At 70.2% G+C, this 14,022-nt stretch carries 13 protein-coding genes; 5 read left to right on the plus strand and 8 right to left on the minus strand.

The annotated features are described in order from the left end of the window. The first annotated feature begins 2 nt into the window (after positions 1-2). The 3 genes from lptB (at position 3) to hpf (ending at position 3,083) form a co-directional block, all read left to right on the plus strand. On the plus strand, positions 3-779 hold the full coding sequence (gene lptB, locus EBE87_RS02135; RefSeq protein ID WP_120639523.1) for an LPS export ABC transporter ATP-binding protein: 777 nt from the start codon (positions 3-5) through the stop codon (positions 777-779). Positions 780-839: 60 nt separating this feature from the next. Beyond that, a complete protein-coding gene (gene rpoN, locus EBE87_RS02140; RefSeq protein WP_120639514.1) occupies positions 840-2,330 on the plus strand; it encodes an RNA polymerase factor sigma-54 in 1,491 nt (496 codons plus the stop codon). 78 nt (positions 2,331-2,408) lie between these two features. Beyond that, entirely contained in the window at positions 2,409-3,083 is a 675-nt protein-coding gene (hpf, locus tag EBE87_RS02145; protein ID WP_120639515.1) for a ribosome hibernation-promoting factor, HPF/YfiA family, read from the plus strand. 58 nt (positions 3,084-3,141) lie between these two features. Here hpf and EBE87_RS02150 read toward each other — a convergent pair whose 3' ends face one another. From EBE87_RS02150 to EBE87_RS02160, 3 genes are all read right to left on the minus strand, one after another. Next, complete coding sequence (locus EBE87_RS02150) at positions 3,142-4,017, minus strand: universal stress protein (protein WP_120639516.1); 876 nt, start codon at positions 4,015-4,017, stop codon at positions 3,142-3,144. 313 nt (positions 4,018-4,330) lie between these two features. Then, positions 4,331-4,957, minus strand: coding sequence for a Maf family protein (locus EBE87_RS02155; protein ID WP_120639517.1), 627 nt, complete (start codon positions 4,955-4,957; stop codon positions 4,331-4,333). Continuing rightward, on the minus strand, positions 4,954-5,820 hold the full coding sequence (locus EBE87_RS02160; RefSeq protein ID WP_120639518.1) for a pyruvate, water dikinase regulatory protein: 867 nt from the start codon (positions 5,818-5,820) through the stop codon (positions 4,954-4,956). Before EBE87_RS02160 ends, EBE87_RS02155 begins: the two co-directional genes overlap by 4 nt. Positions 5,821-6,149: 329 nt before the next feature. Here EBE87_RS02160 and hemE point away from each other — a divergent pair, with 329 nt between their 5' ends. After that, entirely contained in the window at positions 6,150-7,193 is a 1,044-nt protein-coding gene (gene hemE, locus EBE87_RS02165) for a uroporphyrinogen decarboxylase (RefSeq protein ID WP_120639519.1), read from the plus strand. Between the two features lie 270 nt (positions 7,194-7,463). On the opposite strand, the gene EBE87_RS02170 is transcribed toward hemE, so the two are convergent. From EBE87_RS02170 to EBE87_RS02185, 4 genes are read right to left on the minus strand one after another with little or no spacing between them, the layout of a single operon-like run. Next, positions 7,464-8,405, minus strand: a complete 942-nt coding sequence (locus tag EBE87_RS02170) for a glycosyltransferase family 2 protein (protein ID WP_120639520.1) — start codon at positions 8,403-8,405, stop codon at positions 7,464-7,466. 6 nt (positions 8,406-8,411) lie between these two features. Continuing rightward, positions 8,412-9,677 carry a lipopolysaccharide biosynthesis protein gene (locus EBE87_RS02175; RefSeq protein ID WP_120639521.1) on the minus strand — a complete coding sequence of 422 codons (1,266 nt, stop codon included), beginning with the start codon at positions 9,675-9,677 and terminating at the stop codon, positions 8,412-8,414. A 6-nt stretch (positions 9,678-9,683) separates the two neighbouring features. Then, the gene (locus tag EBE87_RS02180) at positions 9,684-10,781 is read right to left on the minus strand and encodes an endo-1,4-beta-xylanase (RefSeq protein WP_158611636.1); all 1,098 of its coding nucleotides are present in this window, start codon (positions 10,779-10,781) and stop codon (positions 9,684-9,686) included. Then, positions 10,778-11,710, minus strand: coding sequence for a glycosyltransferase family 2 protein (locus EBE87_RS02185; RefSeq protein WP_158601063.1), 933 nt, complete (start codon positions 11,708-11,710; stop codon positions 10,778-10,780). Before EBE87_RS02185 ends, EBE87_RS02180 begins: the two co-directional genes overlap by 4 nt. 146 nt (positions 11,711-11,856) lie before the next feature. Between EBE87_RS02185 and EBE87_RS02190 the strand changes: the two genes are divergently transcribed. Then, positions 11,857-13,044 carry an acyltransferase family protein gene (locus tag EBE87_RS02190; protein WP_120640952.1) on the plus strand — a complete coding sequence of 396 codons (1,188 nt, stop codon included), beginning with the start codon at positions 11,857-11,859 and terminating at the stop codon, positions 13,042-13,044. A 21-nt stretch (positions 13,045-13,065) separates the two neighbouring features. Here EBE87_RS02190 and EBE87_RS02195 read toward each other — a convergent pair whose 3' ends face one another. Further along, positions 13,066-13,863 carry a WecB/TagA/CpsF family glycosyltransferase gene (locus EBE87_RS02195; protein WP_233553473.1) on the minus strand — a complete coding sequence of 266 codons (798 nt, stop codon included), beginning with the start codon at positions 13,861-13,863 and terminating at the stop codon, positions 13,066-13,068. Positions 13,864-14,022 lie beyond the last annotated feature (159 nt).

Here is a 14,022-nt window from a genome sequence, read left to right on the forward strand (position 1 = left end):
ACATCGACACCCCTCCCGCCGCCGCCACCGCGCCCAACCTGAAGGTGGTGCCGGGGGATTCCGGCCTGGTCGCCGTCGGCCTCGGCAAGCGCTTCAAGAAGCGGCCGGTGGTGCGCGGCGTCTCGCTCTCCGTGAAGCGGGGCGAGGCGGTGGGGCTGCTCGGCCCCAACGGCGCCGGCAAGACCACCTCCTTCTACATGATCACCGGGCTGGTGCGGCCGGACGAGGGCCGCGTCTTCATGGACGGCCACGACGTCACCACCCTGCCGATGTACCGTCGCGCCCGCATGGGCCTGGGCTACCTGCCGCAGGAAGCTTCCATTTTCCGTGGCCTGAGCCTTGAGGATAATATCCGCGCGGCGCTGGAGGTGGTGGAGCCCAACCGCACCCGGCGGGAGGAGATGCTGGATTCGCTGCTGGCGGAATTCGGCATCGCGCATCTGCGCCGCGCCCCTGCCCTGGCGCTCTCGGGCGGTGAGCGGCGGCGCTGCGAGATCGCCCGCGCCCTGGCCACCCACCCCGCCTATATCCTGCTCGACGAGCCGCTGGCCGGCATCGACCCCATCGCGGTGGGCGAGATCCGCGACCTGGTGAAGCATCTCAAGAACCGTGGCATCGGCGTGCTGATCACCGACCACAATGTGCGCGAGACGCTGGAGATCATCGACCGAGCCTATATCCTCCATGACGGGCAGGTGCTGATGGAAGGCACGCCGCAGGACATCGTGGCGCATGAAGGGGTCCGTCGTGTCTATCTGGGCGAGCGTTTCAGCCTCTAGGATGGGCATGCCGAGCCTGCGCTTCCTGGCTGTCCCTTCCTCCAAGGTCTAGGCCCCGCCATGGCCATCGGCCCTCGTCTGGACCTGCGCCAGACCCAGTCGCTGGTGATGACGCCGCAGCTGCGGCAGGCCATCAAGCTGCTGCAATCCTCCAACCTCGAGGTCACCTCCTTCATCGAGGAGGAGCTGGAGCGCAACCCGCTGCTGGAGCGCGACGAGGGCCTCTCCACCGGGCCGGAGGAACCCAGGGCCCCGGAGGAGCCCGCCCCGGCCATCCCGCCGCTGCGCGACAGTTTCGATGCCACCGGCGCCGCCACGCTGCCGGCGGAGGATGCCGCGCCTCTCGACATCGGCGACTGGAGCAATGTCTATGACGGCGAGGCGCCGTCCCGCGGCGGCCGCGCCGATTTCGAGCTGGACGAACGCGGCATCGACGAACTGGCCGCCGAGCGCCCGCGTTCCCTGCGCGAGGAACTGGCGGAACAGGTCCGCCTGACCTTCCCCGACCCGGGCGACCGGCTGATCGCGGCGCAGATGATCGCGCTGCTGGATGGCGCCGGCCGCCTGACGGTGCCGGAGGAACGCATCGCCGAGGCGCTGGGCTGCGCCGTCTCCCGCGTCGCCGCCATCCGCGCCCGCATGCAGCGCTTCGAGCCGGTGGGCCTTTTCTGCCACGACCTGGCCGAATGCCTTTCGGTGCAACTGGCTGAGCGCAACCGGCTGGACCCGGCCATGGCCGCGCTGCTGGCCAATCTGGAGATGCTGGCCCGGCGCGACATGCGCGGGCTGATGCGCGTCTGCGGCGTCGATGCCGAGGACATGGCCGATATGGTGGCCGAGCTGAAGCGCCTGGACCCCAAGCCCGGTGCCGGCTTCGACCACGACCCCGCCCCCGTGCTGGTGCCGGATGTGCTGATGCGCCCCGCGCCCATTACGCTCGAGGATGCCGAGAGCGACTGGATCCTGGAACTGAACCCGGAGACCCTGCCGCGCGTGCTGGTCAACCGCGGCTTCCATGCCCGCGCCCAGGTCGGCGCCAACCGCGAATGCCGCGCCTTCCTGGCCGAGCAGCTGCAATCCGCCAACTGGCTGGTGAAGAGCCTGGAGCAGCGCGCCAATACCATCCTGAAGGTCTCGGCCGAGATCGTGCGGCGGCAGGATGCCTTCTTCCGCCACGGCATCAGCCACCTGCGCCCGCTGATCCTGCGCGACGTGGCCGAGGCGGTGGAGATGCACGAGAGCACCGTCTCCCGCGTCACGGCGAACAAATACATCGCCACGCCGCGCGGCAATTTTGAGCTGAAGTATTTCTTCACCACCGCCATCGGCGGCACCGATGGCGAGACCTTCAGCGCCGAGGCGATCCGCCACCGCATCCGCGCCATGGTGGATGCGGAATTGGCCGCCGACATCCTTTCAGATGACGCAATCGTCGCCATGTTGAAGAGAGAAGGTGTGGACATCGCCCGAAGGACGGTGGCCAAATATCGGGAGGCGCTGCGCATTCCATCTTCGGTGCAGCGCAAACGGGAGAAGGCCGTTCCGGCCTGATACCGGCGCGGGGCCAAGCCCCCGCCCGCCGTCTTTCCGGACGGCCCCTCCCTCAATCTGGGAAGGGAATAGCTCACCATGCATATCACTGTCGCTGGGAAGCAGGTCGATACCGGGGACGCGCTGAAGGTTCATGTTCGTGAGAATCTTTCAGCCGTCACGAAGAAATATTTCGACCATGCCCTGGATGCGCAGGTGATCTTCTCCCGCAACCGTTCCTTCTTCACCTGCGGGATCACGATCCATGCGGGCCGTGGGCTGACGGTCCGTGGCGAGGGCGAGGGCCCCGATGCCCATCGCGCCTTCGACGTGGCGGCCGAGCATATCGGCAAGCGCCTGCGCCGCTACCGCCGCCGCGTGAACGAGCATTCCCGTGACCTGGCCGAGGAACGGCTGCCCAGCGTGGCCGAGACCGCGCGGCAGGTGATCCTGGCAGGCCCCCTGGATGTGCCGGACGAGGAGGAAAGCGAGAGGCTGGTGGAGGCCCACCCTGATGACGGCACCGTCGCCGATGGGCTGACGGCCGAGGAGCATGACGACCTGCTGCACAAGCAGGATGGCGGCGGCGCCATCATCGCCGAGACGCCGACCGAGATTTCCCGCCTGACAGTGAGCGAGGCGGTGATGCGGCTCGACCTCAGCCAGGCGCCGGTGATGATGTTCCGCAACCGCGCCAGCGGGCAGTTGAACGTGGTCTACCGCCGCCCGGACGGGCATGTCGGCTGGATCGACACGGCCGCCGCGGCCGGATAAGCGAAGGGCCGGGGGAGATGCTCCCCCGGCCCTTCTTGCTTTCAGCGGCCCGGGTGCCTCAGCGGCACATCAGCACCGGGATATCGGCATTCTCCAGCACATGGCGCGTCACGCCGCCCAGGATCAGCTGGCGCAGGCGCGAATGGCTGTAGGCGCCCATGCAGAGCAGGTCGGCGCCGAAGTCGCGCGCCGCGCCCAGCAGGCCGGCGCCCACCTCCCGCGTCTGCGGCTGGAAGGCCACCGCCTCCGCCTCGATCTCATGCCAGCGCAGATAGGCGCGGATCCCCTCCACGCTCGGCCCACGCCGCTGGTAGCCTTCGGAATGCAGCAGCCGCACCTGCTCTGCCCTGTGCAGCCAGGGCAGCGCGGCATTGATGGCGGCGGCGCTCTCGGCCGTGCCGTTCCAGGCGCAGCAGACGCGGGTGCCCAGCGTCGCCGGCGGCTGGCGCGGCGCGATCAGCACCGGACGGCCGGAATCGAACAGCACCGCATGCAGCGCGTCGGAGGAGGAGACATCGTCATCCGCCTCCGGGTGCGGCACTACCGCCATGTCGTAGAGGCGCGATTGCTGCGCCACCACATCCTCCTCCCGCCCCGCGATGCTCTCGAAGGACAGGGTCGGGCCTTCGGTGCGCAGCGCGCTCTCGGCATTCAGCGCGATGGTGACATCAAGACCCTGCACGAAACGCTCGAACAGCGCATGGACGCGGCCGGCGCGCTCACCGCTCTCGCGCTCGGTGGCGGCCATCATCTCCTCGATCATGGCGCCGGAGAGCCCCTCGCCGGCCAGCGGCGCCACGTCCCGCGCATCGACACGCACATGCAGGCAATGCACATGCGCGTTCCAGATGCGCGCGACCATCAGCGCGGTATGCAAGGCCGCCTCCCCGGCGGCGGTTCCCGTCAGTGGCAGCAGCAACCGGCGATAGGCCATGGTGTGGCTCTCCTCTTAGCCAAAGCGGGGTCGGCGGGTGAGAACCACCCGCCAAAAACGCTATCATGGATGCAGCATCGTCGTCTGCATCCAGCAGAACGCTACAGCCTAGGCTTGTGATCCATGTGATCTGGCGCAAGGCAGGGGGAATGAATTCCCCCGGGCCCCCTTCTTTTTTCTTCGAGTTGAGGTTCGGGCTGAAGCGGCCGGCGGGCCGCCAAGGGCCCGTCCGAAAACCGGAAAAAGAAAAGAAGGGGGGCCTGGGGGGAATTCATTCCCCCCAGCCTTCACCCCCGAAGGGGGTCGAATCGAATCAGCGCAGCACCACCCCATGCTGGCGCAGGAAATCCAGCAGCGGCAGCATCGGCAGGCCCAGGATGGCGGCGTGCTCGCCTTCCACGGCGCGGAAGAGGTGCATTCCCAGCCCCTCCAGCCGGTAGGCGCCGACGGAATAGGTCACTTCCTCGCCTTCCGCCGCCAGATAGGCATCCAGGAAGGCATCGGAGAAATCCCGCATCGACAGGCGGCAGGTGGCGGCGTGGTGCCAGATCCGCGCGCCATGCCGCCAGCAGACCACGGCCGAGACCAGTTCATGCGTCCGGCCGCGCAGGGTCTGGAGCTGGGCGCGGGCGCCTTCCAGCCCCTCGGGCTTGTCGAACCAGCGGCCCTCGCAGACCACCAGCGAATCGGCGCCGATCACCAGGGCCTCCGGCTCCTCCCGCAGCATGCGGCGCGCGACCCGCTCGGCCTTGGCGTCGGCCAGCAGGGTCGCGGCCTCGGCCGGTGGCAGGTTCTCGGCCTGGGCGGCTTCCTTCAGGCCGGCCTCGTCCACCGCGGCGGGCCGCGCGGCGAAGGGCAGGCCCGCCGCCTGCAGCAGCGCGGCCCGGGTGGAGGAGGAGGAAGCCAGCACCAGCGGCGGCGCGCCCGGCGCCAGCATCATACGCCGATGCTCCCGGGCGTGGGGGCATTGCCGCCGCGGCGGGCGTGCCAAGCCTCCATCAGTTGCAGCACGGTGGCCGCCGTTTCCTCGATGGAGCGGCGGGTGACGTCGATCACCGGCCAGCCGCGGCTGGTGCAAAGGCGGCGGGCGGCCAGGATCTCGGCCTTCACCGCCTCATGGTCGATATAGTCGTTGGTGTCCTGCCGCACGCCGACGCCGCCGATGATCTTCAGCCGGTGGCGGCGGATGTCGATCAGCGCCGGCACGTCGATGGTCAGGCCGATCACCGGGCAGGGCGGGTTGTCCAGCTCCGGCGGCAGGGGCGAGGTCGGCACGATCGGCACATTGGCCGCCTTGATGCCCCGGTTGGCGAGGTAGAAGCAGGTCGGCGTCTTGCTGGAGCGGGAAACGCCGACCAGCACGCAGTCGGCTTCCTCGATTCCCGCCACGCCCTGGCCGTCGTCATGCGCCAGCACGTAGTGCATGGCATCGATGCGGCGGAAATAATCGGCGTCCATCACATGCTGGGCGGCGCGCTTCTCGCGCGCCTGCTCGCCGATCTGGCTCTGGATCAGGTCCAGCACCGGGTCCAGCACCGAAAGGCAGGTCACGCCCATCTGGCCGCAGACTTCCTCCAGCGAATGGCGCAGGGAGCGGTCCACCAGGGTGAAGAGCACGGGGCCGGGCTCGGCCTTGATGCCTTCCAGCACCTGGTCGAGCTGGAAGCGGGAGCGCACCAGGGACCAGCGGTGATAGATGACATGCGGGTCCGGAAAGCGCGCCAGCACGGCCCGCGCCATGGAATTCAGCGTCTCCCCGGTGCTGTCAGAGACGAGATGCAGGTTAAAGGAGCGTTGCGGCATCGGGTCCCCGGATCCTCTCGGTGGCGAGGGGTGTGGAAGAGCGTGGATGGATGGGGGAATCGTGGAAAACCGCAAGCCCTGGAACGCACCCCTGCGTGAATCGGGGACAGAAGGCACATTTCACACCCTCTGGGGGTTGGGTCATGGGAATGACCGGTTCGAATCCCGGATAATCCCCGCGACTCGTAGATTCTCCACCGAGTCGCGGTTATCCCGATCTGTGCAGCAGCCTGTGGATAAAATCAGCCCACGTTTGCGTCCACATTATCCACAGGCACCATCATTACCCCCACTATTCTTAAAGACTCTTTTTCTATGAAAGAGGGCCCATGGAACTCGTGCAAAAGCCCCTCCTGCGTGCCCTCAGTGGCGAAGCCGTCTGGCCGCCGCCCTTCTGGCTGATGCGCCAGGCCGGGCGGTATCTGCCGGAATACCGGCAGCTCCGCGCCCAGGCCGGCGATTTCATCGCCCTCTGCACCAGCCCGGCCCTGGCCGCCGAGGTGACGCTGCAGCCGTTGCGCCGCTACGGCATGGATGGCGCCATCCTGTTCAGCGACATCCTGATGCTGCCCTGGGCCCTGGGGCAGTCGCTGCGCTATGCCGAGGGTGAAGGCCCGCTGCTGGAACCCATCCGCGACGCCGAAGCCTTCGCGCGCCTCGACCCCTCCGGTGTCGCCAACCGCATCGCGCCGATCCTGGAGACCGTCACCCGCGTCCGCTCCGGCCTGGATCAGGAGGCGCCCAAGGCGGCGCTGATCGGCTTCGCCGGCAGCCCCTTCACCGTCGCCTGCTACATGGTGGAAGGCCGTGGCGGCGGCGAATTCGCCCATGCCCGCCGCATGGCCTACTCGGACCCCGCGCTGTTCGGCCGCATCATCCGGCTGCTGGTGGACAGCACGATCGAATACCTGCTCGCCCAGGCGGAGGCCGGGGCAGAGGCATTGATGCTGTTCGACAGCTGGGCCGGCCTGCTGCCCCCCATCCAGTTCCGCCGCTGGAGCATCGACCCCACCGCGGCCATCGTGCGCGGCATCCGCAAGGTGCGGCCGGATATCCCGCTGATCGGCTTCCCGCGCCTGGCGGGGCCGCTGCTGCCGGAATATGCGGCGCGCACCGGCGTCGGCACGGTGGCGATGGATACCGGCATGGACCCGCGCTGGGCGGTCGCCAACGTGCCGGAAGGCATCACCCTGCAGGGCAACATGGACCCGCAGGCGCTGGTGTCGGGCGGCGATGCCATGGAAGCGGAAGCACGCTCCATCCTGGCGGCGATGCGCGGCCGGCCCTTCGTGTTCAACTTGGGCCACGGCATCGTGCCGCCGACGCCGCCGGAACATGTGGCGGCGCTGGCGCGGGTGATCCGCATGGGATGACAGGCCGGGGCCAGAAGGGGCGCCGCCCCTTCCGGACCTTCCCCGCCGGGGTGACAGGGTCACCCCGGACCCCGCCATCAGTTTGGTGGTGGCGGGCCGGTTCCGCCGAAGGTCATCGACCTCCGGCGACTGCGGGCTCAGCCCTCGTGGCCCCTTATTTTCAATGAGAAGCTGACGCTCCGGCCCTGAAAAACTCGAAGCGGGGTTCGGGGTGGACTTTCCACCCCGGCGGGGTGTCCAGAGGGGCGGAGCCCCTTTGGCCCCGGCGGCTCAAACCTCCGGCAGCGTCCGGGCATAGACCTGCGCCTGATGCAGCTTCAGGGCAAAGAGGCGCGCATCCACTGGCAGCACCCCATGCGCCAGCGCCGCGCGCCGCAGCAGCCCACCGGGCAGAGGCAGGCGCCGGAACAGACGGATCAGCCTGAACAGCCGGTGCTGCCGCACGCTCTCCGGATGCAGCTCGAACAGCCGGCGGTAGTTCACCGCCGAGCGTTCCAGGCGGCTGGCCCAATCGGCGTCCCGGTGGTGCTCCATGTGGGAGACGCTATTCTCGATGTGGCGGATGCTGGCGATGCGGCTGAGGCGCAGCGCCCATTCGCTGTCTTCCCAGCCCCAGCCGCGGAAGGCGTCGTCGAAGGGATTGGCCAGGAACAGCGCGCGGCCGACGCTGAAATTGGCTGAGAGGAAGGTGGCGGCGGGGTCGCGGTTGCGCTCGGCGGCGCTGATCCATTCGCGCTTCTGGCTGTGACGCTCGAACAGGCGGGCATCGGCGGGGGCCGGGGGGCAGCGCTGGCCGGTGCGGCCGCCGCAGACGACCTCGGAGGGGTCCTGGGCGGCTTCCAGGGCCCGGCCCACGAAGCCGGGCGCATCCGGGAGGCTGTCGGCGTCCAGGAAGAGCAGAACGGCGCCACGGGCCATACGGGCCAGGGTATTGCGGGCCTCGGCGCGGCCCAGGTTGCGCGGGGAAGGCGCGAGGCCGGCATCCAGCCCGGCTTCGCGGGCGGCGGCGAGGATGGCTTCTTGGCCTTGCAGCGCCGGGTTGCCGTCGATCAGCACCAGCAGTTCCACGGCGGCAGGGTCCGGCAGGGCGGCCATGTCGTTCAGCAGCTCGCGGCAGAGAGGCGCCACGTCGCGGTCGTAGGTGGGCACCAGGATGGAGAGGCGCGGCGTGCCGGCCGGGGCGCGGGAGCGCTGGAGGGGGGGCAGGTCCATCGGGGGTCAGCCTTTGCGGCGGGCGGGCAGCACCAGGCCCCAGACCAGGGCGGCGGTGGCGGCCTGGACGGCCAGGCGGGCCAGGGCGGCGCCGGCGATGCCATAGGCGGGCGTGGCCAGCCAGCAGAGCAGCAGCGTCAGCGCCAGGGACAGGCAGACCACGCCCAGCCGCACCGATTGCCGGCCAATGGCGCTGAGCACGTCGGCGCCGATCAGATAGGCGGCGAAGAAGGCGGGCATGGGGGCGATGAGGCGCACCAGCCAGGGCAGTTCCGCGTATTGGGCACCGAAGATCCAGGGCAGCAGCCCGGCAAAGACGGCCAGGCCCAGCCCGGCGGCGGCGCCGAGCCCGATGCCCAGCGGCAGCAGCTTCAGCCCGTAGCGGACGCAGGCGGCGCGGTCCTCGGCGGCCATGCGGAACATGCGCGCCACCAGGGCATAGCCCAGGGCGCGGATGGGCATGGAAAGCGTGTCGATGATGCGGAAGGCGGCGGCGTAGTAGCCGGAGGCGGCGGCACCGGCGAATTCCAGCACGATGGGCTTGTCGAGATCCTTGGCGGAGGCCTGCAGCGCGGCCTCGGCGCCGAAGGTAAAGCCGCTGCCCCATTGGCCGCGCATCCAGCGCCATTGCGGCAGGCCGTGGTCCCGCACCGCGAGGCCGAGGCAGAGCACCGCCGCCAGCGCCGAGGAGCCGGCATACCACGCCGCCCAGGTGCCGATGGTCAGCGGCCCCGGCAGCAGCCCGGCCAGCGCGATGGCGCCCAGGCGGCAGGCGCCGGTCAGCACTGTGACGGTGGATTGCCGCGCCGCCTGGCCGCTGGCCATGTAGATGGCGGTGCAGAGCCCGGCGTAGCGGCCCAGCAGCAGGTCGGCGGCCAGCACCAGCAGCAGCGGCAGCCAGCCGATGCCGCCGATCTCCAGGAAAGGCAGCAGCAGCAGGCCCAGCGCCAGCACCGGCAGGCCGGTCAGCGTGATGGCGATCAGGCTATGGCCGATCCAGCCGCGCAGGGCGGCGGGCTCGGCGGCGGCATGGCGCACCAGCAATTGGTCGCAGCCGCAGCCGACAAAGCAGGCAGCGGCGACGGTGACGGCGGTGAGACTGGCGAAGAGGCCGTAGCCATCCGGCCCCAGGAAGCGCACGGCCAGCACCAGCCAGCCGATCTGCGTCAGCAATTGCAGGCTGAAGCCGCCGAAAAGCACGCTGGCATCGAAGGCGAGGCCACCCGCGCGCAGCTTGGCCAGCAAGGGAGTGACGCGGGCGCTGAAGCTCATGCGGCGTCAGCCCGGGCGCGGCGTGTCACGCAGCGCGGCGGCAATTGCGGCGCGGTCCGGCTTGGGACGCAGGTCGGTGTCATAGGGATGGGCGCGGCTGGGCAACCCGTCGCGGCGGCGGGCGAAGCTGTTGTCGCTGGCCCAGGCATAGCGGTCCGTCAGGCCCCAGAGGGCGATGGTATTGACCGCCGGCTCCGCCAGCACGGCGGACAGGAACTCGCGCAGGGTGGCGGCGGCCTCGGCATCGCGCGCGGCGGGGTCGGCGGGGGCCAGGCGGTCGATGATGTCCAGCTCGGTGATGTGGACTTCCAGCCCCAGGCTGGCGACATCGCGGATGAAGCGGCGCAGCAGCTCGGCATCCCAGCTGGCTTCCCGCAGCCGCAGATGCGCCTGGATGCCCAGCGCATGCAGCGGCGCGCGGCGGCGCACCAGGGTGTTCAGCAGCTCCAGCATCGCCTCGCGGCGGTCCTGCTGGTAGCTGTTGCGCAATTCCAGGTCGAATTCATTGATGCGCAGCTTGGCGGCCGGGTCCGCCTCGGCGGCCCATTCCAGCGCCAGGGGGATGTAGTCGGGGCCCATGGCGCGCAGGAAGGGCGTGTCGCGCAGCCCGCGGGGCTGGCGCTCGTGCGGCGCGACGGGTTCGTTCACCACGTCCCAGACCGCCAACTGGCTGGCGAAGTGGCCCGCCACGCCGGCGATATGCCGCCGCAGCACCTGGCGCATGCCAGCGGCATCCAGCTTGGCGTCGAACCACGGCGGCAGAGCCTCGTGCCAGACCAGGGCATGGCCATGGGCCGCCATGCCGGCCTCCCGCGCCCGGGCCAGCAGGGCTTCGGCATCGGTGAAGGCGAAGCGGCCGGGCTCAGGCTCGCTGGCCGCCCATTTCAGTTCCAGGCCGGGCACGATGAAGCCGGCTTCCCGCCGCAGCAGCGGCCAGAGCGCCGGGGTTTCCCGCAGGTGGTATTCGCAGGCCATGCTGCCGAACGCGATTCCGCGCGCCGCCGCCAGGGCGGCAAGGCCCGGCTCCTCCGCCACCGCGCGGCGGGCCAGCACCCCGGCGGCCCCTGCCGCCAGCAGGGCGCGGCGGGGCAGCGGCGGCATCATCGGGTGCCGCGCTCCAGCGTCCACCAGACCAGCTTGCCGGCCACCTCGGCCATCTTGAGTTCCCGCACCCTGGCATCGGGCGCGCGGCGCAACCGGCTCCAGCCCCAGAGGCCGGTGACCAGCGCCAGCTGCACCGCGGCGCGGAAGCCGATCCGCGCCGTTTCCCAGGCCGGGCGGGCGGAGCGGCGGATGGTGATGGTCGCCCATTGCTGCCCGGTGCGGTAGGTGCGCAGGCGCATGTAGCCCGTATCAGTGCGGTCGGCCGGCACCAGCTCGTGCACCACCGCCTCGCCGCACCAGTGGAAGGCGCGGCCGGCCTCGTAGAGCCGGACGAACAGGTCGTAATCCTCGCCGCCGCAGGCGCCCAGTTCCGGGTCGAAGGGCGCCCCGCCGGCCAGGCAGGTGGCGCGGCGCAGCAGCGAATTGCCGGTGCCGATCCAGCGGCCGCTGACCCGCGCGTCATGGTCGATGCCGATGCGGCTGCCGCTGGGCAGCGCCATTTTGCGCTCGTAGGAACGGCCGGAAGGGTCCCAGGGCGGGGTGCCGCCGGGAAATTCCGGCAGCACGGCGCCGAAGACGAGATCGGCGCCGGTGCTCTCGGCGGTGCCGATCAACGCATCCAGCCAGCCCGGCTCGCACCATTCGTCATCGTCCAGGAAGGCCACGAAGTCGCTGTCGCAGGCGGCCACGCCGGCATTGCGGGCATGCGAGATATTGGGCTTGGGCACCGAAAGGTAGCGCAGCGGCAGGCCAGGGACCCGGGCCAGGTCGCGCATCGCGTCGCGGGCATTGGCGTCGGGGGCATTGTCGACCACCAGCACCTCGGCGATGCGCCCGGCGCCCAGCACCTGCTGCCGCGCGGTTTCCACCGCCCGCCGCAAGGGGCCTGGCCGGTTAAAGGTGCAGATCACAACGGTGGTGCTGCTCATCATCCATTCCCGCGCCGGCCGCGCAGTTACATATGACGAAATATTCTCTCACGCTGCGCATATTGGCAAGAAGCGCATGAGGCCCTGCCGCGTTGCACGGAAATGGCACCGCCCGCGCCGGCCAAGACTTCCCACAGAGGCAGCCCATGACCCCTCCCCAGCCCTTCGGCAGTTCCTATGCCTATGTTCCGGAACTGGACGGGCTCAGGGCCATCTCCATCATGATCGTGATGCTCAGCCATTGGGGGCTGGGCCATGTGGTGCCCGGCGGCTTCGGCGTCACGCTGTTCTTCGGCATCAGCGGCTTCATCATCACGCGCCTGCTGCTGGCGGAATGGCAGGCACACGGGCGCATCGACCTCAAGGCCTTCTACATCCGGCGCGCGGTGCGGCTGCTGCCGGCCATGCTGGGTTTCGTGGTGCTCTCCTGCCTCGCCCTGGCGGCGGCCGGGCTGCGGCCGCCGGGCTGGTCGCTGCTGTCCGGCCTCTTCTACATGACCAATTACGAGCGGATCTGGCTGGCGCAGGGCACCGGGATCGAGACCTTCCCCAACCCCTTCCACATCCTCTGGTCACTGGCCATCGAGGAGCATTTCTACCTGCTCTTCCCGCTGCTGCTGCTGCTGCTGCTGCTGCTGATGCTGGCGCTGCGGCGGGGCGGCATCCTGGCCTGGGTGGTGGCGCTGATCCTGGCCAGCCAGGGCTGGCGGCTGCTGCTGCGCAGCGCTTGCGGGCCGGGCGGGATGTGGGAAGGCGTGACGGCGGCCTGCGGCGTGGACCTGGAAGACCGCCTCTACCTCGGCACCGACACGCGGCTGGATGCCATCCTCTTCGGCTGCCTGCTGGCCTGGCTGGCCGCGCGGCCGCAGCCCTGGGCGCAGCACCTGCTGCGGCACCCGGCCAGCCTGGCGGCGGGGGGGCTGCTGGTGCTGGGCAGCCTGCTCTACCAGGACCCCGCCTTCCGCGACACCTGGCGCTATTCGGTGCAGGGCCTGGGCATCCTGCTGGGCCTCGGCGCGCTGCTGTTCAGCCCGGCGGCGGGCTGGCTGCGGGCGCTGCTGCGGCTGCCGCCGCTGCTGCTGCTGGGGCGGATGAGTTATGTGCTCTACCTCACCCACTGGCTGGCCTTCTGCATCGCCTGCCACTGGCAGGGCGTGTCCCTGGAACATGAATTCCAGTCCTTTCCGCCCGGCTGGTACCTGATCAACCTGCCGCTGACGGCGGTGCTGGCGGCCGCCTTCTACTGGGGGCTGGAAAAGCCGGCGGCCCGCCTGCGGCACCGGATGCGCCCGGGCGGCGTGCCCGGCATCGCCCAGGCCAGCCCGGTGACCTGAATGGCGCGCGGTTGTCCCGCCTCAGCCGCCGCCGGGCGGCACCCGGGCCATCAGCCGCAACAGGCGCGGCGCTTCCAGCAGGTAGCGGCGCCAGAGCCGGCGCGGCTCGCTGCCCAGGCGGTGCAGCCATTCCAGGCTGGCGCGCTGGACCCATTCGGGCGCGCGCTGCTTCACCCCCGCCACGAATTCCGCCGCCGCGCCGACGCAAAGGCCGATGCCGCTGGCGCCCCCCGCCGCTACGATCGCCGCCGCCAGCTTCTCCTGCTGCGGCGAGCCGACGCAGAGCAGCACGAAGCGCGCCGGATGCGCCCGGACGAAATCCACCACCGCCGCCACGGCGGCGGGGTCGCGGATGAAGCCCATGGGCGGGTTGTGATGCGCCAGCCGCGCCAGGCCGTAGCGGGCGCGCAGCGCCTCCACCACCGCTTCCGTGCCGCCGATGACGGTGACCGGCGTTTCCGGCCCGATCACCTCGTTGAACAGCCGCTGCGTCAGGTCGGAGCCGGGCGCCAGTTCCAGCGCCACGCCGCGCCGCGCCGCCAGCAGCCGCAGGATGCGGCTGTCGCAGAGCGAGAGCCAGGCGGCATCGTAGAGCGGGCGCAGCCTCGGCTGGTCCTGCAGGCGGATCCAGTGGTCGGCATTGGGCGTCACGACATAGGCGAAGGGCGCCGTGGGCTCGCGCGCCGTCAGCAGCGCCAGCGCGCCCGTGAGGTCCAGCGCATCGAAGCGGACCCCCAGCAACCGTTGCGAGGCGGGCGCCGGGGCGGCGGCGGGGGGAAGGTCCATGGCGTCACCGCTGAAGCTGTTGCCGGCTGCCATGATGTCGAAATTGTTGCATGCCGCGCAATCCCTGTGTCGAAAGATACACGGCGTGTCGCAATATGTGCGCAGAATGCAGCATCATCGGCGACAGTGCAGTCGCGGCATGCCATCATCGCACACGGCGAGGTTGTGCTGGCGCGGATGCCCCGGCCGGAC

The sequence above is a fragment of the Teichococcus wenyumeiae genome, assembly GCF_003696345.1.
Lineage (GTDB): Bacteria > Pseudomonadota > Alphaproteobacteria > Acetobacterales > Acetobacteraceae > Pseudoroseomonas > Pseudoroseomonas wenyumeiae.